This is a genomic window from Leptospira fluminis (assembly GCF_004771275.1).
Lineage (GTDB): Bacteria > Spirochaetota > Leptospiria > Leptospirales > Leptospiraceae > Leptospira_B > Leptospira_B fluminis.
Window position 1 is genome coordinate 17,735 of record NZ_RQEV01000017.1, and the last position, 19,309, is coordinate 37,043.

The following is a 19,309-nucleotide window of genomic DNA, read 5'->3' on the forward strand; positions in this document are numbered from 1 at the left end:
AGAATCCGGCGGAATCTACGAAAAAATCCTACCGTACCCAATCTCCCGAATTAAAATATTTATCTTCGAGAGCTTTTAGATCTCCCTTTCTCTTCAATTCCGAGATAAAAAATTCGAAATTTCTCAAATAGACCAGGTCCGATTTGGGCAACAAGGCCGCGATATGATCCTCTTGCACCGCTTCCAACAAAGGACGATAACTGGACGCGACAGACGGTTGCAACAGAAGAATTCCCTTGATATGATACGCCTCCGCTACCAAACAATTCGCCGTGCCTTCCCGTACCGCCTTCCAGGCTCCGTCCAAACTACCGTATGTGAAGATTCTGGAATTCGGAAACGCGCGCAGCATGTATTCGTGACTCCCGGAAAAGGCCCGCACCGCAAAACTCACCCCGGTTAGATCACCGAGGTCCTTAATACTTCTGAAATATTGTGTGGTAATAATATTCCCTTCCGGCGGAGGAGGAAGAACCGATTTTCGAACCAGTGCCGAAGGTGTGGAAACCAGATACGGTTTACTAAGTTGAATCACTTTCGAGCGTTCTAAGGTGGTGGTTACTCCCGATAGAGCCAGGTCCGCTTCCCCTTTTTGAACCGCTTCCGCAAAATCCTCGAACTCCGGTTTCGGAATAAAAACGTATTTTACCCCCAGGAAATCGGCGTATCTCTTTCCCAATTCCGCATCGAACCCGGGAAAACCGTCTTTTGGGTGGTCTATATAAAAAGGGGCAAAGGTCCGATTTCCGGTCACCCGCAATTCGCCCCGCTTTTGTATGTCCAGCAATCTGGAGTCGGTAGAATCGCCTTGCGCCGCCAAAGAAACCGAGAACAGAAACAAAAAAAAAGTAACGAAGAGGCGAAACGGTTTAGAAAGATAGAAACTCATTCCGAAAAGAGCCCGCTTTTTCCTAACATTCTAATTCCGATTACATCAATGCACAAGGGAAAAACGTCTTCCACAAACGATCAATCTACCTGCAACTCCGGTAGGTTCGCGAAGAATTCCAGGCATTCCGGATTTACCAAAGCGTCCTTATTCGGTACATTCTCGCCCTGAACGGTTCTTTTTACCGCAATCTCCACCTTCTTCATATTTCTAGTATAGGGAATATCGGGAACCGCCAGGACCTTCGCAGGAACGTGACGCGGAGAAACCTTCTCCTTGATCTCCTTTCTTATGAAAGTTTCGAATTCGGCAGTAAGCTCCTTACCCGGAAGCATTTTCAGGAATAGAATCACCCTGACGTCGTCCTTCCAGTCCTGACCGATTACGACCGAATCCGCAATTTCGCCTATCGTTTCCAGTAGAGTGTACAAATCAGCCGTCCCGATCCTGACTCCTCCCGGATTCAGAGTCGCGTCGGATCTCCCGTAGACGACCATTCCGCCTTCTTCGGTGATCTCCGCAAAATCTCCGTGACGCCAAACCTCCGGAAATACGTCGAAATAAGCTGAACCGTACTTTTTGCCGTCGGGATCGTTCCAAAATTCCAAAGGCATGGAAGGAAAAGGTTCGGTGCAAACCAATTCGCCTTTCCCTTTCCGCATAGGTTTACCGCTATCATCGAATATTTTAACGGACATACCGAGACCTATGCATTGTAATTCTCCGGCGCGCACCGGTAAATTAGGATTTCCTAATGCAAAACATCCGTTCAGATCCGTTCCTCCGGAAATAGAGGAAAGTCTCAGATCCTTTTTCCAGGACTCGTAAACGTATCGAAATCCGTAGGCCGGCAGAGGGGATCCTGTGGAAAGCACCGCACGTAACTTGGATAAATCCTGCGTCGGTCGAAAACCCTCCTTTTCCAGACTTAGGATGTATTTCGCACCGACTCCGAAAACATCCGTTTGCAGCCCGGAAATCGTTCGAAACAAAACTCCGGGATCGGGATAAAACGGATTTCCGTCGAAAAGTTGGATCGTCGCTCCGATGGAAAGGGAACTTACCAACCAATTCCACATCATCCAACCGCAAGTAGTGTAGTAAAAGATACGATCGTCGGGCCGAAGATCCGTATGAAGGGCCAGCTCCTTCCAATGATTCAAAAAAACCCCGGGTCCCTGCACCATGCATTTCGGCAACCCGGTGGTTCCGGAAGAATACATGATATAAACCGGATGATCGAAGGGCAATTGTTCGAATCTAGGTTGTGTTCCTTGAAAACTACGTTCCGCGTCCGTGAGGGAAATCGAATTAGCCGGAAAATCGTCCATTTTGGGGGAATTCGAACGGACTTCGAGGGAAGGATAACAGGACACGAGGACGGCTTTGAGGTCGGGGAGTTCCTTGGTAATTTCCTTAACGATTCCTGCTAAAGGAAGGCTCTTTCCCTTGAATTCGTAACGGTCGGTAGTCACGAGAACCGTCGGGCGGATCTGGCCGAAACGGTCCAAAACCCCTTTGGCGCCGAAATCCGGGGAACAGGAGGACCAAACCGCCCCGATGGAAGTCGTCGCCAACATGGAAACCACGGTGTCCGGAACGTTAGGCATCAGGCCGGCGACCCTGTCTCCCGGCGACACTCCGAGGGAACGAAGATACTCCGCAAGAGAACCGACGCGGCCCCGAAGCTCGGAGAAAGTCATTTTCGTTCCGACTCCGCTTTCCCCGGTATATTGGATGGCGACACCTTCGTCTTCCCTTCGCAAAAGATTTTCCGCAAAGTTCAACCTTGCTCCCGTAAAAAACCGGGATTCACGGAATGTCCTTCCTCTACGGAACGCTTCCTCGTACGATTTGGAATGGAGAACGGGAGCATACTCCCAGAGCAATTCCCAAAAGCGAGGAAACTCTCTTACGGACCATGAATGCAAATCCCGATAGTCCGCGAATTTGCTTCCGACTTTTTCCTCCACAAAGGACTGAAAGCGGGTCATTCGAGAGGTCCGGATTTGCTCCGGATCGGATTGCCAAAGCGGTCGATTCATCTTTGGCATTGAATGCTTGAGAAAAATCCCGACAAGGTCAACAGGAATTTAGTTGAGCACCCAAGGTGAAAATCATAAGTATGTGACGTGGACCATTCCTCACCCGACTTTTGGATCCGTTTCGATCTTCCTACGATCCTGTTTTTAGCCGCGAGTATCCTGTATGCCGGCCACGGTTTTCTGCACCAATTGATCGTCGGAGGAGCGATTTCCGCGTTTCAACATCCGGACGAAAGACAATCCAGATTGATTTTGATGATTTGGATCGCTACCGGCGGATTCATGAGTTTTCTGGGACTATTGCCCGCCACCTTAATTCTACTTTTCGGCGCGGACCCCGCTCCCGTAAGAGCTGCGCTTTGGACTAACTTCATCGCGCTGGGATTTTTGGCCTTTCATTCGATCGTGTGCGGAATCCAGTATCTTCCGAAGCCTCTGCGCATCGGTTTTTATTTCACCTCGGCGTTCGCCGTCTGCCATCTATTGTTTCTGGTTACCTACGGAAAATTTTAAGCGAATCGGAAAACTTCCGATCAACCTTCCGAGGGCTCGAAAAAAGCCAGGTTCTCGGGACCTTCGTGTATTACGATCCGATCCACTTTTCCCGAGGATGCGTGCACGCTATCTTTGATGTGATGATAAAACCATCTGGCCATATTCTCGGAAGTGGGATTCGTACGGGTAAAATCGGCGTGCTGGTTGATCAGGATATGGTCCAGCTCGGATACGAGTTCCCGAAGCCTTTTTTTAGAGGTCAAGAAATCGAAACTAATACCGTCCTCTCCGATATTCCTTTTTCCGGAAAGATAGACTTCCACCTTAAAGGAATGCCCGTGAATCGGCTCGTCCGAACCGTCCGGGAAGTATTTGTATAAAAAATGAGAGGATTCGAATCTTTCTTCGATCCTGATATAGAACTTGCCCGTTTCCTGAAAAAACATGGTATTGACTAAGGATCCGGGAGTCTATATATTGGAAGGAAACCCGTACTAATAGGAGAATTTCCGTATGTCGGAAGCGGTCAAGCCAAGATTTTATAAGGAAATGACGGTGGGCGAAGCGATTGCTCTCCATCCGGAAGCAGGTCTAGTATTTTCCAGCTACCATTTGGGCGGCTGTTCCCACTGCTCGATCAACGAATTGGAAACCATCGAACAGGTTTGCATGGGGTATGGCGTCGAAGTGGAAGTGCTGATCGAAAGCCTGAACAATTTACTCGAAGACGAGGAATAAATCTCCGGAATGGGGCGGCCCCGCCGCTTCGCTCCGGTCACGCTACTCCGGGCTGCGCTATCGCTTCGGTCGCGGCCTTTCCGTCCATCTCTCACAAACAGCCTTCCGTCCCCGCGACTGCTTTGCACCCTACGTATCGTTGCCGCGTCCTGCCAAAGAACTTCTTTTCTAAATTTCAAATTGCCTATATACGAGTCCGTGGAGCTTCGAACAGGGATTCCAAGATATCTCGGACTCCGTTGGACCAAATCCCCGGGTCGTCGTCCAAAGAAAGCGGCTGCTGTTCGACAACATGTGCATTCATCGCGCGCAGAGTTTCCGACAAAGACCGGAGGGCAAAGGTTCCTCGGGACCGGATCGCATACGCGTTCGTAACCCCGACAGGTTTGTCTACAAGCTCTCCGGATCCGACCACCCAATCCAAAGCATTCTTCAAGACTCCGGGAACACCGTGTCCGTATTCGGGACAGGCGAAAATCACGGCGTCCGCTCTTTGAAGATGGTTACGCCAATCCTCCAAATGCTTCGAGCTCTCCTGCAATTCCGCTTCTCTGTCCGGACAAAACGGAGGAAGTAGATCCAAATCGGAAAAGATCTCCAGCTTAAAGCGCTCCCGGCCGAGCACTCCGATCGTCTTCAATAATTTCGTATTCGTGGAATTTCTCCGTAGACTACCGGAAACACCGAGCAAGTTGAATTTCATAGGAATTAGACTGGGAAGAAATCTTTTTCGTAAGACCTTCTACAAGGGATAGAAAGAAAATTTTTTTCTGAGGAAAGAGAAGAATTGTGATACCGAGGGCGACTCCCGCTATTGCAGGACCGAGCTACTATAGGAACGAAGGTCGTTTAATACGACCTTACTTAGGAAGCGACGATTATTGAAGTAGGATTATGAAAAATACGGAATATAATGGTATCATTCAATATAAGGAAAATTTGATTTAAACCCGCTCTCTATGGTAAAAACCGACAATCCGATCATTTGATCTTGATCTATTCGACTTTTGGCAATGGAATTCCCGAGGCTCTGTCCAAAGGAAACCGACAAAACGGATGTAACGACTCCTCCTGCACTTAAATTTTGATTTCCCGGTCCGGATGTTCCCGCACTTTTAAAGTAGTATACTTGTCCGGCCCCTCCCGGCGCGCTTACTAGGACATCGGACATCCCATCTCCGGTAATATCTTGAAGCGACGAGGAAACTCCAAAATTCAAACCCGACGACGCACCTGTAAGAACCGAAGTCGCCGTTCCCCCGGAACTCAAATCGATATTGGAAAACCCCGCCGAACCTGAACTCTGGAATAGATAAACATTTCCATAACCGGCGGATGCAAAATTCGATCCGATGAGCAGATCAAAATAGCCGTCGCCATTCGTATCTCCCGTAGAAACGGAATTCCCGAACGAACAATTCGTGCCACCATTACAAGTTGCGAGCGCAGGCCCGACAAAGGTGGCATTCGGCGTAGCAGAATAAGGAGTTACGGAGCCGCAATTCGAATGAAAAACGAAAGCGATCCCCTGATTCGTATTAAACGTAGGTCCCCCCACCCCAAGATCGGCACACGAATCTCCGTTAAAATCCGCGAGGACGAACGATCCGAGAGAACAGCCCGTACCGGAGGCACAACCTGGCGCAGGAGCAGTAGGGCCGACCAAATATTGCTGTGGAGCGCCCGGAATCGTTCCTGAATTGGAGATAAAAATATAGAGTCTTCCTTGTTGTGCATTATAGGTAGGCGCCGAAACGACGAGATCCGTATAACCATCGGCGTTAATATCTCCTATCGCGGATTGAAGGCCGAAATCGTCGTTGTTTCCGAAATTATAAGTAATGTCCGCAACGGCTCCGGTAGATAAATCTTTTGACGGAACACCGGCTATCCCTTGGCTATAAAAAATGTATCCTAGACCGCCTGACCAGGGACTGGTCAAGATCGCATCATCGTAACCGTCATTATTGACGTCCCCGCCCATCACAAACGAACCCAACCTGTTCCCGGTCGTATGTCCTTTTAGGAAACTGTTATATGTACCTCCCGAGTTTAGATTCTGACTGGTAATGCCGCCTTGCCCGGAGCTATGAAAAATATAAACGTGACCGAATGTGGTATATCCGGGAGCAGCCTGGCTTCCGATTACTATGTCCGCATAACCATCTCCGTTAAAATCACCGGTCCCAACTTTATCTCCGAAATAAGAACCGCCGGCAAGACCGTCTGTCACAATCGAATCTGGCGAACTGGATGGAATTCCTGTATTTCCATGCGCTAAAAAAACCAAGCCGTATCCTTGCACAGCGTTGCTCGGAACATCGGTGAGAATCACATCGGGGAACCCGTCACCGTCCGTATCATGGTTTGTTCCTTTTACGACATTCAAGACTTGCGGAATCGTACGATTTCCGACTCCGTCCATCGCCGTTACGGAAATCGTATGTTTGCTCCCCGTATTCCAGTGGGTCCCCGTGATCGCCTGGGCCGGAAGTTGGTATCTCCAATTCAAACCGTTGATCGCAGCATTTGTATACGGACCGCCGTCCAAGGACACGGACACCGAGGCGATTCCCGGACGAATTTGACCGACAAGAAAACCCGTCTGGATAATGGAATGATTAGCAAGATTGGAGATCGTAATCGACGGGCTCAAAGCGAAAAGAGCCAAGAATAACCGACTTACATCGGAATTGGGACATCGAGAATTGGGAATTTGAACCCAACATTCGACCATAGGAAGAAATATAGGATTCGACCAGCAATTTACGTTCGTAGAAGCGACTAAGATGAGAAAAAAGAATGTTAAAATTTTTTGATAAAAATTTCGCCGAATCACGAGCTTAAACCTACTCAAAACGCCGATCTCTCAGACGAGAGAAAAGAATTTCTTGCAGGAGTTCAATGAAAATTTGTCTTTTAGAGAATGTGAATATAAGAAATCGTTCGAAGCTTAGATCTCGCTTTCGGGAAACCGGTCTTTAAAAGGCTCTATTCTCTTTACTAAAGATCGAATTTGTCCGTTCATCTTAACAAGAATTTCGATAGTAGAACTTTTCTTCCCTGTTATATCTTCTGTTTAACTGTTATTTTAGTTTTTGCGAGTCTCAGGCCGAAACTACAATTCCGGAGGTTCCTATTCCTCTTCCGGAATATAATAATACCTGATCCCGGCCTTACGAAAATATTTTTGAATTCCTGCTTGTCCGATCCCGCCTTCCACTCTTTTCAACCGACGCTGAAACGTATCTTCCGGAATCCGAAACGTATCGCCCAAAGAATCGTATCTAAAAAATCGAAGCCCGTTGTTGTGCCGGATCATCAAAAGATTACCCGGTTCCGACTCCCAATGTTTCTCCTCTTCCCAGGAAAAATAAATCGAACGCCCGGGAAAGATCGGGTATTTCTTTCCCTCGTACAATACCTTCTCTTTCGATCTGTCGATATTTCGAAAAATCTTTTTAGGTCCGCTTTTTACGATAAAGAAAACGGTACCGCACCGAAACGTGAGAAACAGCGGAATTCCGGAAAACGTAAATCCTTCGATACTCGGAACTTGCGGCAAAGAACGAGAAGAGGAAGAAGCCTCCGCGATCCTTTCCAGTTTGGCCCGCATCGATTCGTCCAAAAAATCCACCAGATCGGCTTTTCTGATTTTATCCAATTGGCGGTACAGGATATCGAATTCCCTCTTTTCGTACGCCTTATGCCTGACAAAACCGTCCAGTTGCCTCTTTAAATTGGCAAGCCTTGCACGAAAATAAGGGGTATCATTGCGGGAGGCGATCGCAAACATTTCCTCCCAAAGAGATTCGAGTTCCCGAACTTCCGTATTTCGATCGAATGTGCTTTTTTCCACTTCTTCCAGGATGTACCGGAATTTGCGCTTAAGATCGAATAGAAACCGTGAATCTTTGACTCGTTCCATAAGAACCTCGCTGGGTTTCGGGAATCTAGGCTTGCTTTTGCCCGAACGTTTGATTCCGGACCGTTGTGGGTCTAGTTCGCATGTTTTCTCATCTTAATGGAAAGGATAATACCCGCAGCTGTCATGGACATGATCAAGTGGGAACCGCCGTAACTCATGAAGGACAACGGAATTCCGGTAACCGGCATCAAACCGATCACGATCCCGATATTGATCGCCATGTGATAAAACAACAAGGCCACGATCCCCGAAGCAAGTAGGGAACCGAACCTGTCCTTACTTTCGTAACTGATCTGGAGACCGCGAAGCGGAATAGAAAATAGGAAGAACAGAAGAAACACGGAACCGATGAAGCCGGTCTGTTCCGCCCAAGAAGCGAAAATAAAATCCGTGCTGGACTCAGGAACGTGCGGGATCTTTCCTTCCGTCATCTCAGCGTTTAAGAAACCTTTTCCAACCAGCTTACCCGAACCGACGGCCGGTTTCGAAGCTCTCAGTTGATACCCTGCCCCCTGCTTAAATTCGTCCGGATTCAAAAAAGCGGTCAAACGAATGACCTGATTCTCCCGGAAAGGGACGGTCTTCATCACTACCACGGCGGATAATATGCTGATTCCCACGATTCCTAAAGGTATATAATAAGTACGTAATGTCCTTGCTCCTCTGGCGATTCTGAGTAAAATCATGGTCACGCTCAAGGCAATCAATGCGATCCCCGTCCCGATCAGCAAGGCCTGGTTGGAAAAAAGTTTAAATACGAAGCTCGCCTCCAGATCGGTGACCTGATCCACCACCTCCCGCAAGGAAGCCAACGTTTTCGGGGTAAGATTCGCTCCCGGTATTTCCTTTCCGTCTAAAACTTGCCAGACCTTCCCCCCGAGACGGTTTACGACCGACAACAGATCCGTTTTGCCGGTTTTTTGCAGAAAAGCGGCTATGTCGTTCAAAAGAGTCAGTCTGGAATATTCGACATACATGGGAATCAGAAGGGAAACTCCCCCCAAAGTCAAAAACGAACTGATGTGCAAATAGTCCGCCCCTCCCAGAAACAGCATCGTAAAAAGGATAGGAAGAAAAGATACGGCGGTCCCGAAGTCCGGTTGCAGGAGAATCAAGGCCATGGGCACAAGCACGATGACGAACGGAAGGATCAAAACCGTGATTTTCTTCATTTCCTTTTCGCGCAACACCAGATATTGCCCCAAAAGGATCACCGTGGAAAGCTTGGCGAACTCGGAGGCCTGGATCCCGACCGGTCCGATCTTAAGCCAGGAACGGGCCCCTCTTCCAGAAGGAAGATATCCTATCCCCGGTATCAAAGTGAGCACAAGAAGAAATATTACAAATAAATAAATTACTAAAGCATAGGCCCCGATCAATTGGTAATTCACTCTGGATAGGAACCACATCACGGCCAGACCTACGACAAAATACAAGAATTGTCTCGCCCATTTGTGCCCGAAAAGACCGACCCCTTGGTCATCGAAGTTATATTCCTGGGAATACAGAGTCAATATACTGCAAAGAACGACGATCACCACGGATATTACGAGAAAATAGTCGATTCGGTCGATGGATCTATCTGACATCATTGGATTTCTCCGGAAGTACCGGAGCTCCAGGCTCCGGAGATTCTATTGCCCGTTTAAAACTACCCGGAGGAAACGCGGCTCGAAACATCTCTCTTGCGACGGGAGCCGCTCCTGCAGCCCCTCCGATTCCGTATTCCACGAAGACCGCGACCAGTATCTGTTCGCTTACCGGAGCGCTAGCCGGAGCATAGCCGATAAACCAGGCGTGATTGGACCCGGAGGCGCCACGACGTCTGGTCTGTGCGGTTCCGGTTTTACCTGCGATGTCCGGCAACCCAGGTTTATTCAAAACGTACGCCGCAGTACCGCTTTTTACCACCAAACGCAAACCGGCCTTAATCGCCTCTACGGTGGAAGGTTGGATGGGAATATCCCGAAGCAACTGGGGCTCCGTGCGATTGATGATGGAATTATCGACGGGATCCCTGATTTCGCTTACTATATAGGGCTGATAGATCTGTCCTCGATTCAATAGTCCGGCATAAAACAAGGCCATACCCAAGGGGGTAACGGACATGAACCCTTGCCCGATGGAAAGATTGATCGTATCCCCGTCGAACCATTTCGTTCCGTACGTTCTTTTTTTCCATGCGGAAGAAGGCACAAAGCCCTGCTTTTCGTCCGGCAAATCGATATTCGTCTTATTATCCAATCCGAAAAGTCTGGAATACGTGAGGATCGGATCCGATCCCAACTTATAACCTAAATTATAAAAATAAACGGAACAGGACTTTTGTAATGCGTGGGCCAAATCGTTCGTTCCGTGACCGCCCTTTTCCCAACAAAGAAAAATCTGGTCGGGAACCCCCGCAAACGTCGACTTCAGAACGAAACTACCGTTGCAACTATAAGTGGTCTCCGGAGTGTAATCCACCTTATGCCCGCTTTCCAAAGCAGCCAAGGCCACCAAAGTCTTGTAAGTGGAAGCCGGCGGAAACTTCGATTGGATGGATAGATTCAAGAATCCGCCGTTCCCGTCCACTCTACGATAATGAGAAGTCCTCTCGGAACGGTTTTTTCCGGAAAGCACGTTAGGATCGAAACTAGGGTTGGAGGCCATCGCCAATATTTCCCCGGTACCGGGACGGATCGCTACGGCAGTTCCTCTAGCGCCCTTCAGAGCCTTATATGCGGCAATTTGAATATCCTTATCAATAGTAAGAATTAAATTATTTCCGGGGGTGGAATGCTCTACGACCCGCTCTTCCTCGATATTTCCTTCGGAACTTCTCTTTTGGATTCGAAAACCGTCCGTCCCGCGAAGACGTTCGTCGTATTCCAATTCGAGACCGCTTTTTCCCAACCATTGGTAGGATTTGATTTCCCGGGTCAAAAGGTCCGCCTTCGAAGGCTTTCCGATGTATCCGGTAACGTGTGCCAGAGCCGGTCCCATCTTATAGATTCTACGCGGAGAAGGGACCAGAATCACGTATTTGGAGATCGTATCGAAGACCGAGATCCGTTCTTGCTGAGCTTTGCTGATGGCTTCCAAAAGAACGAACGGCTTTTTGGATTTGATATTCTTGGAGAACCTCGGCTCGATCAGATCCTCTTCGTAATAGGACATGGGAATGGAAAGTGTTCTCGCGAATTCATGCAAAAATTTCCGGACCCTGGAAGGATCGTACTTCAAAAGAGAAGTATTCAATACCGCATCCAAACTGGAATAATTCGAGACCAGGGCCATCGAAGTTTCCGGAGTCAGAAAGTTCCGATCGAACATTTCTCCCCGAGCGGCCGGAATCGTCTCGCTCTTACGGACGAACTTTTCCGCCTTTAAGGAATTGTCCGTTCCCTGGACGATTTGCAGGTTAAAAAGCTGGATCACGAAAGCGGCAAGAGTAAAAACCACGAATCCGGAAAACAAGTACAAGCGGATGCGAAAGCTACGCTCTAGTTTGAATTCTGTGGATGTGGGAGATCCTCCGAGCACTTAAGCCTCCGCTTGTTCCAGTCTGTACAGCTTTCCGAGCAAATAAAAGAACAACGGCGCAATGATCGCGTTGTAAATCGAAGTACTGAAGATAGAATAGCTTAAATTCTCATGAAAGAAAAGCGAAAATAGAAAATAGGTCGCGACCCTCGTGACGAGAGTGATCACCAAAGAATACAGCGTAATGGAAAGATAATTTTCGTGATACGCGGAACGGGCAAACTTACCGATCAGATATCCCATCAAGCAGAACGTCAAGGAATGCAGGCCGATTTTATAGGTCATGACGTTTCCTACGATTTCTCCCCCCAAACCGGAATCGGAGAGCAGGCCTCCGAAAAATCCGATCCATAGACCGGCCAGAGCCCCTTTTCGAAGCGCGAAAAAGAGTACGAATAGAATCATAAAATCCGGCTTATTTCCCCAGATTTCCAAGGTATTGGTACCGTTTAGAAAGTGGGAGATAAAGATCCCCGCGGCGATGACGACATATTCGAGGATCATTCCGTCTGCTCCTCGTCGGAGAATCCGGGACCTCTGTCGGATTTAGGTTGCCCTTGCTTTTTATTCTGAGGAGTCGGAGGAGGATTGCCCTGATTGGTCGGCGTTTTCGGCTCCCGTTCCTCCTTAGGATAATTCAATTCCCCGAAATACGGATTCTCGATATTGATATTCTGTCCTTCGGGCCAGGTCTCTGCCCATTTCTCGGGAAGCTTCATCAAAATGGTTACGGATTCCAACATGTCGAAACGTACGAACGGCTTCAGAAACGCGGTCTTAAAACTTCCGTTTCGAGGTCCTTCTTCCGTGATGATTCCGACGGGAATCCCCGGGGGAAATACTCCCGAAGAACCGGAGGAATATACGGCCTTACCGATCTTACTCAAGGACTCCGTATATTGGATCATCTCCGTGGGGCCCATCGGATAATCTCCGAAGACTCTCGGGTCGATCACGATACCGCTATCGATATAATTCATCAGAGCTTCGGTCCCTCTTCCGGAATTTCCCGAAAGGTTGGCCCAAAGATTGCTGTCCGGGATGGAGACTCCCATATTGAAATTGGAATTGACCAATGGTTGGACGACCGCCGAACCTCCGGTGACCGCAATCACCTTTCCGACTAACGCTTCTATAATTTCTCCCTTTTGATCCACCGTCCTGGCGGTGACGGGCATGTACGGTTTGATTCCCGCCTCGGAACCCTTGTCGATGATGATGGTTCTATAGATGGAATTCAAACGGACGGAAAGAACCTCCGCCTTTACGTTCGGATATTTTTGACGGGTATTAAAACGGAGTTCTCTCCGTAGCGTTTCGTTTTCCCGACCGAGGCGATCCAAATCCTGCGGGAGAAGTTTATAATCGTCCATGGCCGCAACACAGGCGTCCCGTTCCTGTCTCACGGTTTCGAAAGATTCCAATTTGGTATAGGCACCTTTAAAAAAGGAACCGATTCCATCTATGGAACCGGAGACGGTGTCCCCTACCCGTTGGAAACTCGCGATCCCTCGAACCAGTACGTTACTCTTAAACGTAAGAGAAAGAAGCGAAAATACGATGCAAAAGATTAGGGAAACCGCTTCCTTACTCTTGCTGACTTGGATCCAAAGCATAAACGATCTTGGTTAGGAATTCGCGGTCGCCAACGTTCGCCCGAAAGCGCTCGATTCGACTTTTAGCGGATTCCCGGTTTTATGTATTTCAGTTCGTCCAGATATTTTCCCGTCCCTAATACTACGCAGGTCAGGGGGTTTTCCGCACGGAAAACCGGAACTCCGGTTTCCTTAGAGAGGTAGGTTTCCAGCCCTCTTAGCAGGCAGCCTCCTCCAGTCAGGACGATTCCTCTTTCCACGATATCCGAAGCGAGTTCCGGAGGAGTACGTTCTAAAACCCTCTTGATCCCGTCCAGAATCTCGTCCGTGGGTTCCTTGAGAGCCTTGCGGATTTCGTTCGACTCCAATTCCAAGGTTCTTGGAAGTCCGGAAATCGCGTCCCGTCCTTTTACTTCCATGGTCTCGGTTTTCTTTTCGGGATAAGCGTTTCCGATGGTCAACTTGATGTCCTCGGCGGTTCTTTCCCCCACGACCAAGTTGTATTGGTTACGAAGGTATTTGATAATTGCCTCGTCGAACTCGTCGCCACCCGTCCGGATCGATTCCGCAATCACCATCCCGCCTAGGGAAATCACGGCGATTTCAGTGGTTCCCCCGCCTATATCCACGATCATATTTCCGGCAGGTTCGTTGATCGGAATATTCGCCCCGATCGCGGCGGCCAGCGCTTCCTCGATCAGGAAGATTTCCCGAGCTCCCGCTTGCTCTGCGGATTCGCGGACCGCCCTACGTTCCACCTCAGTGATTCCGGAAGGAACACCGATTACGATTCTGGGTTTTACGAAAGTGGTACGATTGTGTACTTTCGCGATAAAATACCGGATCATTTTTTCTACGGTTTCGAAGTCGGCGATAACCCCGTCTTTCATGGGGCGGATCGCTACGATTTCCCCGGGAGTTCTTCCCAACATTCTCTTCGCTTCCTGGCCGACTGCCAGAACCTTTCCCGTCGCGGCATGTACCGCTACTACGGAAGGCTCGGAAAGAACGATCCCCTGGCCTTTTACGTGAACCAGTGTGTTTGCGGTTCCGAGGTCGATTCCCATATCATTGGAAAATAGTCCGTAGAGCTTATCGAATATCATTACTTTCCCTTTCTGCCACTTTCAGGGCTTTCTCTTTGTATTATCTGCGAAGAACGGAAAAATCATCAGGATTTTTCGGCCGTTGATTCAATTCAATATTTCTCGCGCAAGTCGTACGGGCAATTCCAAAACAAAAAAAACGAAAAACAAATTGGAAACACTGCGGGGGGAGGGAAACATAGCGGAAATTATGGTCCGGGCAAATACCCTAGCTGCCATCGATCTCGGTACGAACTCATTTCACATGATCGTGGTCCGGGTCCGTGAAAATGGAACCTTTGAAGCCCTGGCCAGAGAAAAAGAAAACGTCCGTCTGGGGAGCGGCCTGGAGGAGGGCGGAGAAATCGACCCGCCGGCCTTTCGCAGAGCCATCGATTGTTTAAAAAGATTTAAGATTTTGGCGGAAAACAGCAAGGCGGAAATACGCGCCGTCGCCACTTCCGCCTTGAGAGAAGCCTCGAATCGGTCTGCTTTCCAGGAAGCGGCCTGGAAAGAGGCGGGAATCCGGATCGACGTGATCAGTGGCTACGAGGAAGCCCGCCTCATCTATTTCGGAGTACTACAAGGTCTCCCCGTTTTCGATAAAAAAATCCTCATGATCGATATAGGCGGAGGGAGCACCGAAGTACTAGTAGGATACCGGGGAGATATCCTGTTCTCCAAAAGCTTCAAACTAGGGGCCATACGACTTACCGAAAAATTCCTAAAAACCGATCCTCTCTCCGCCTCGGACATAAAAAAATGCAAGCTCTACATAGAGGAGATGATTGTGCCCTTCCGGAAGGTGATCCGGGACCTGCAACCGGAAGTAATCGTAGGATCGTCCGGAACCGTACAGGCGGTGGCAGGGATCACCCGCGCGTTCGAGGGGGAGCAGGAGGAGCGCCCCTTGAATCATTATACGTTTTCCGCCGCGGAATTTCGAAAAACGAAGAATCTCATCTTAGAGGCGGATACTTCTAAAAAAAGAGCCAAAATCCCGGGTTTCGATTCCAAGCGTTCGGACATCATCGTGGGGGGAGTTCTCATTCTAGAGGAACTGTTCCAGCAATTGGACCTCCGGGATATGACCGTGTCCGAACTCGCCCTCCGGGAAGGTATCATCTACGATACCATCCGAAAATGGGAGCATTTCCAGGACGACGAGCATTCCCGTCATTTGGACGATATTCGGCAGAAATCGGTGCACAACCTGCTGGTCTCCTTTACGAGAGAAGAAGAATACGCCAGGCATGTCGCCAAACTTGCGTTGGACCTTTTCGACCAATTGATCGGAGTACATAGATTAGGAAAAGAGGAAAGGGAATTGCTGGAAGCCGCGGCCCTTCTGCACGAAGTCGGACTCTTCGTTTCCCACTCCGCTTATCACAAACATAGTTATTATCTGATTCGAAATTCGGAAGCGATGTTGGGATTTACCTGGGGGGAAATCGAGATCATCGCTCTCACCGCAAGGTATCACCGAAAAAGCGGACCGAAGACGAAACATAGGGAATTCCAGCGTATCGGATTTCGGGAACAGGACATCGTGATGAAATTATCGGGACTGTTGCGGATCGCAAGCGCCTGCAATCGAAACCGGCAAGGATTGATCGAATCCGTTAAGTGCCTGAGTAGAAAAAACCAAGCGATCTTCTCCCTAAATGCCAAGCCCGGGTACGACAAAAGCCTGGAACTATGGGCTTGTGAGGAACAGGCGGATCCGTTCGAGTCGGCGTACGGTTTGGTTCCGCTGTTTCAGTAAAAGATCCCTCACACAGGAGAAGGGACTTGTTCTACCCAGAGGGGCCTACTTCCCACGATCTCTCCGCCTATCTTCAGAAGCAAAATGTACCTTCCCTCTTTCGGAAATACCGCGTGCGGAATCGGAATCCCCATCTCCACCGGCTCGGAGCCGTTATTGACTCGGATCGTTCCCCCCACGCCGATCACTTTTTCCGTAGTATCGGCAAATTCGAGTTCCAAGGAAAATTCGTGATCTCCCGGAGTTAAATTCGTAACACAGATATAAATTCCCCAAGGCGGAAAAACCACCGGAAATTGCTGGGCAAAGAATTTAGTAAAGGTCCCGATGATTCCTCGCTTCCCGTTATCTTCGGTGATGACACGGTCCGCAAAAATCAGGGCCAAAAGTACAGGTTCGCTAGGAGGCATGCTTTTGATTCGAAAACTTTCGGAATCTATGGTTCTACATTCGATTCCGAAATCGCCTCGCCTAATTCAGAAACGCATCTTGGACGAGCTGGTCCTGTTCCTGCAGGTGCACTTTCATATGTCCCGCGGCAGGGCTAGGAGATTCCTTACGGCCGGCGTATTTCAAACGGACTCCAGCGGGCAACACCGCCTCCAAGTGATCTCGAACGAAGTTCCATGAACCCTGGTTTTTAGGTTCTTCTTGGCACCACACGAAAGTCTTGGCGTTCTTATAAGTCTTAAGGATCGCCTCGATCTCCTTGGCCGGGAAAGGATAAATCTGTTCCACCCGTACCAGCGCGGTGTTCTGAACTTTGTTGTCGTCCCGGTATTTCAACAAATCGTAATAAACTTTTCCGAAGCTGAATACGATTTTTTCCACCTTATCCGGCTTCAATTCGCCGACGTCCGGCAACACTTCCCGGAATGCTCCCTTAAGCAGGTCTTCGATAGGGGAAAGCGCTCCCGGAAAACGAAGCAGCGACTTCGGAGTGAATATGATCAAAGGTTTCCGGAAATTGCGCAACATTTGGCGACGGAGCAGGTGGAAATACTGTGCTGCGTTCGTACAATTCGCGATCTGCATATTGTTATCTGCACACAATTGCAGGAATCTTTCGATCCTGCCGGAACTATGCTCCGGCCCTTGTCCTTCGTAACCGTGAGGGAGAAGAATCGTCAAGCCCGACATCCTTTGCCACTTCACTTCGGAGCTGGAAAGGAATTGGTCGAAGATCACCTGCGTATTGTTCGCAAAGTCTCCGAACTGGGCCTCCCAGATCACTAATGCGTTCGGGTCGGAAAGAGAATAACCGTATTCGAATCCGAGAACGGAGAATTCGGAAAGGGAGGAATTCACGATTTCCGCCTTGGCCTGTTTGGCGGAGATATGGTTCAAACCCACGTATTTTTCACCGCTATTGATATCGACCAGGACAGCATGACGATGAGAGAAGGTACCACGTTGGCTATCCTGACCGGACAACCGGATTCGGAAGCCGTTTTCCAGAATGGATCCGAAAGAGAGAGCCTCCGCCATTCCCCAATCCAGGGAAATTTTACCTTCCGCCATTTCTTTTCGGCTCTGCAGAAGTTTGACCAGTTTAGGATTAGGAGCGAAGCCTTCCGGAACCGTAGTGATCGCATGAACGATCCGATCCATCTGTTCCGCCAATACCGAAGTGGCCGTTCCGCTATCCAGTGGATCCTTGGAATAACGGGCCCAGACGCCGCGCATCGTATCGACTTTCATCTTGATGTCCTGTTCCTTAGCTCTTTGGAAGGAATCCTCCAAACCTTGCTGGGAACCGTTTTTGATAAAGTCGACTTCGTCTTTGGTGATATCCCCGTCGGTCAATAATTTCTTTTCGTACAATTGAGCGGTGGGCAGATGGTTTTTGATAACCGAATACATTCTCGGTTGGGTAAACGCAGGTTCGTCCGTCTCGTTATGACCCAGTCTTCGATAACAGATCAGGTCGATGATAAAATCCTTTTTGAATTTCTGACGGTATTCCATCCCGAGTTTCGTGACCCGATACACCGCTTCCGGATCGTCTCCGTTTACGTGCACGATAGGAATCTGGTATCCTTTGGCTAAGTCGGTGGCGTAGATAGTGGATCTGGACTCGTCCGGTAAAGTGGTAAATCCGATCTGGTTGTTTACTACGATGTGGAAGGTGCCCCCGGTGGTATAACCTTCTAAATTCATCAAGTTGATGGTCTCCGCCACCACTCCTTGTCCTGCAAATGCGGCGTCCCCATGAATGGTGACAGGCATATATTTGGAACGTTCGGCATCCTCGTATTGTTCCTGACGAGCCCTGACCGATCCGGTCACGACGGGATTTACCGCCTCCAAGTGACTCGGGTTGAACGCGAGCGAAAGTTTCACTTCCTTTCCGGAAGTCGTCATCTTACTGTTGGAATACCCGAGGTGGTATTTGACGTCGGCATAGCTGACAGCGCCTTTTTCGGCTTTTTCTTCGAACTCCGCGAACACGAGAGAAGCGGGCTTTTCGATAACGTTAACGAGTACGTTTAAACGACCACGATGGGCCATCCCGATCACGAGACCGTCCATCTTGAAATGGCCTGCTTCTTCCACGATCGTATCCAGCATCGGGATCATGCTTTCCCCGCCTTCCAAGGAGAACCTCTTCTTACCCACGTATTTTTTCGCGAGAAAGGTTTCGAAGTGATCGGCTTGGAAGAGTTTTTCGAAGAGTCGGAGACGAATACTTTTCGGAAGCGGAGCGTGGAATTCGGAGGATTCCACTTTCTTTTGCAACCATTCCCTTTCCTCGTCGTTTACGAGATAGTATTGCTCGAATCCGATGGTGCTACAGTAGGTCTTTTCGAACCAACCGATCACGTCCTTCAACTTCGCTCTTCCGAGGCTGGGATTATTCGTCTCTACGACCGTATCTAGATCGGAGGAAGTAAGATTACTCAGCTTGGCGTCGATGAATTTGCGGTCCGGTTTGGAGATACCGAGCGGGTCCAGGTCCGCGGCGAGGTGTCCCTGTCTTCTATATGCGTTTAACAGGTTGATGATCCCCATCTCGCGGAAGGTTCCGGCCTGAGCATCGGTAAAGGAAGTAGCCACCGCGGATTTGCCGTTTCCGTTCCCGTTCATTCCGTTTCCGGGGTTGACGCCGTTGGTCTCCACTTCTTGGAAGAAAAGGGACCATTCCTGGTCCAAAGAATGGGGATCTTTCTTAAACTTTTCGTAAAGTTCTTCGAGAAGCGCTCCGTTCTCCCCGTATAAAGCCATTAACTGTTCGATTTTCATA

General features: G+C 49.1%; 16 protein-coding genes. 3 read left to right on the top strand and 13 right to left on the bottom strand.

The genetic code is table 11. The annotated features are described in order from the left end of the window. Positions 1 to 28 precede the first annotated feature (28 nt). On the bottom strand, positions 29 to 889 hold the full coding sequence (locus tag EHO61_RS15610) for a substrate-binding periplasmic protein (protein WP_135814502.1): 861 nt from the start codon (positions 887 to 889) through the stop codon (positions 29 to 31). Between the two features lie 80 nt (positions 890 to 969). Beyond that, positions 970 to 2,934 (bottom strand): acetoacetate--CoA ligase, encoded by a 1,965-nt coding sequence (locus tag EHO61_RS15615; RefSeq protein WP_135814503.1) that lies wholly within the window; start codon positions 2,932 to 2,934, stop codon positions 970 to 972. A gap of 87 nt (positions 2,935 to 3,021) precedes the next feature. On the opposite strand from EHO61_RS15615, the gene EHO61_RS15620 reads away from it, so the two are divergent. Continuing rightward, on the top strand, positions 3,022 to 3,447 hold the full coding sequence (locus tag EHO61_RS15620; protein ID WP_246032171.1) for a hypothetical protein: 426 nt from the start codon (positions 3,022 to 3,024) through the stop codon (positions 3,445 to 3,447). Between the two features lie 20 nt (positions 3,448 to 3,467). Here the strand turns inward: EHO61_RS15620 and EHO61_RS15625 are convergent, their stop codons facing one another. Continuing rightward, positions 3,468 to 3,875, bottom strand: a complete 408-nt coding sequence (locus tag EHO61_RS15625) for a 6-carboxytetrahydropterin synthase (protein ID WP_135814504.1) — start codon at positions 3,873 to 3,875, stop codon at positions 3,468 to 3,470. A gap of 67 nt (positions 3,876 to 3,942) precedes the next feature. Here EHO61_RS15625 and EHO61_RS15630 point away from each other — a divergent pair, with 67 nt between their 5' ends. After that, positions 3,943 to 4,167, top strand: coding sequence for a DUF1858 domain-containing protein (locus EHO61_RS15630; RefSeq protein ID WP_135767907.1), 225 nt, complete (start codon positions 3,943 to 3,945; stop codon positions 4,165 to 4,167). 184 nt (positions 4,168 to 4,351) lie between these two features. Here EHO61_RS15630 and EHO61_RS15635 read toward each other — a convergent pair whose 3' ends face one another. The 8 genes from EHO61_RS15635 to EHO61_RS15670 form a co-directional block, all read right to left on the bottom strand. After that, positions 4,352 to 4,870 carry an NADPH-dependent FMN reductase gene (locus EHO61_RS15635; protein WP_135814505.1) on the bottom strand — a complete coding sequence of 173 codons (519 nt, stop codon included), beginning with the start codon at positions 4,868 to 4,870 and terminating at the stop codon, positions 4,352 to 4,354. A 216-nt stretch (positions 4,871 to 5,086) separates the two neighbouring features. Further along, positions 5,087 to 6,823: an FG-GAP-like repeat-containing protein gene (locus EHO61_RS15640; RefSeq protein WP_246032172.1), complete on the bottom strand. Its 1,737-nt coding sequence runs from the start codon at positions 6,821 to 6,823 to the stop codon at positions 5,087 to 5,089. 480 nt (positions 6,824 to 7,303) lie between these two features. Beyond that, positions 7,304 to 8,095, bottom strand: a complete 792-nt coding sequence (locus tag EHO61_RS15645; RefSeq protein WP_135814507.1) for a hypothetical protein — start codon at positions 8,093 to 8,095, stop codon at positions 7,304 to 7,306. 71 nt (positions 8,096 to 8,166) lie between these two features. Next, positions 8,167 to 9,687, bottom strand: coding sequence for a rod shape-determining protein RodA (gene rodA, locus EHO61_RS15650; RefSeq protein ID WP_135814508.1), 1,521 nt, complete (start codon positions 9,685 to 9,687; stop codon positions 8,167 to 8,169). Next, positions 9,674 to 11,620 carry a penicillin-binding protein 2 gene (gene mrdA, locus EHO61_RS15655; protein WP_135814509.1) on the bottom strand — a complete coding sequence of 649 codons (1,947 nt, stop codon included), beginning with the start codon at positions 11,618 to 11,620 and terminating at the stop codon, positions 9,674 to 9,676. Before mrdA ends, rodA begins: the two co-directional genes overlap by 14 nt. Then, positions 11,621 to 12,124, bottom strand: a complete 504-nt coding sequence (gene mreD / locus EHO61_RS15660) for a rod shape-determining protein MreD (protein WP_135814510.1) — start codon at positions 12,122 to 12,124, stop codon at positions 11,621 to 11,623. Continuing rightward, on the bottom strand, positions 12,121 to 13,236 hold the full coding sequence (mreC, locus tag EHO61_RS15665) for a rod shape-determining protein MreC (protein WP_135814511.1): 1,116 nt from the start codon (positions 13,234 to 13,236) through the stop codon (positions 12,121 to 12,123). Before mreC ends, mreD begins: the two co-directional genes overlap by 4 nt. 62 nt (positions 13,237 to 13,298) lie before the next feature. Further along, the gene (locus tag EHO61_RS15670) at positions 13,299 to 14,321 is read right to left on the bottom strand and encodes a rod shape-determining protein (RefSeq protein ID WP_010413872.1); all 1,023 of its coding nucleotides are present in this window, start codon (positions 14,319 to 14,321) and stop codon (positions 13,299 to 13,301) included. 190 nt (positions 14,322 to 14,511) lie between these two features. Here EHO61_RS15670 and EHO61_RS15675 point away from each other — a divergent pair, with 190 nt between their 5' ends. Next, positions 14,512 to 16,065, top strand: coding sequence for a Ppx/GppA phosphatase family protein (locus EHO61_RS15675; protein WP_135814631.1), 1,554 nt, complete (start codon positions 14,512 to 14,514; stop codon positions 16,063 to 16,065). 8 nt (positions 16,066 to 16,073) lie between these two features. Here the strand turns inward: EHO61_RS15675 and EHO61_RS15680 are convergent, their stop codons facing one another. Together EHO61_RS15680 and EHO61_RS15685 are read right to left on the bottom strand one after the other, a co-directional pair. After that, the gene (locus tag EHO61_RS15680) at positions 16,074 to 16,475 is read right to left on the bottom strand and encodes a DUF6941 family protein (protein WP_135814512.1); all 402 of its coding nucleotides are present in this window, start codon (positions 16,473 to 16,475) and stop codon (positions 16,074 to 16,076) included. Positions 16,476 to 16,536: 61 nt separating this feature from the next. After that, on the bottom strand, positions 16,537 to 19,308 hold the full coding sequence (locus EHO61_RS15685; protein ID WP_135814513.1) for a 2-oxoglutarate dehydrogenase E1 component: 2,772 nt from the start codon (positions 19,306 to 19,308) through the stop codon (positions 16,537 to 16,539). Position 19,309: the final 1 nt, after the last annotated feature.

Coding starts and splice junctions, on each gene's coding strand:
- EHO61_RS15680 (WP_135814512.1), bottom strand. CDS start 16,475: ATGCCTCCTAGCGAACCTGTACTTTTGGCCCTGATTTTTGCGGACCGT.
- mreD (WP_135814510.1), bottom strand. CDS start 12,124: ATGATCCTCGAATATGTCGTCATCGCCGCGGGGATCTTTATCTCCCAC.
- EHO61_RS15670 (WP_010413872.1), bottom strand. CDS start 14,321: ATGATATTCGATAAGCTCTACGGACTATTTTCCAATGATATGGGAATC.
- mreC (WP_135814511.1), bottom strand. CDS start 13,236: ATGCTTTGGATCCAAGTCAGCAAGAGTAAGGAAGCGGTTTCCCTAATC.
- EHO61_RS15675 (WP_135814631.1), top strand. CDS start 14,512: ATGGTCCGGGCAAATACCCTAGCTGCCATCGATCTCGGTACGAACTCA.
- EHO61_RS15625 (WP_135814504.1), bottom strand. CDS start 3,875: ATGTTTTTTCAGGAAACGGGCAAGTTCTATATCAGGATCGAAGAAAGA.
- EHO61_RS15630 (WP_135767907.1), top strand. CDS start 3,943: ATGTCGGAAGCGGTCAAGCCAAGATTTTATAAGGAAATGACGGTGGGC.
- EHO61_RS15615 (WP_135814503.1), bottom strand. CDS start 2,934: ATGAATCGACCGCTTTGGCAATCCGATCCGGAGCAAATCCGGACCTCT.
- EHO61_RS15610 (WP_135814502.1), bottom strand. CDS start 889: ATGAGTTTCTATCTTTCTAAACCGTTTCGCCTCTTCGTTACTTTTTTT.
- rodA (WP_135814508.1), bottom strand. CDS start 9,687: ATGATGTCAGATAGATCCATCGACCGAATCGACTATTTTCTCGTAATA.
- EHO61_RS15685 (WP_135814513.1), bottom strand. CDS start 19,308: ATGAAAATCGAACAGTTAATGGCTTTATACGGGGAGAACGGAGCGCTT.
- EHO61_RS15635 (WP_135814505.1), bottom strand. CDS start 4,870: ATGAAATTCAACTTGCTCGGTGTTTCCGGTAGTCTACGGAGAAATTCC.
- EHO61_RS15645 (WP_135814507.1), bottom strand. CDS start 8,095: ATGGAACGAGTCAAAGATTCACGGTTTCTATTCGATCTTAAGCGCAAA.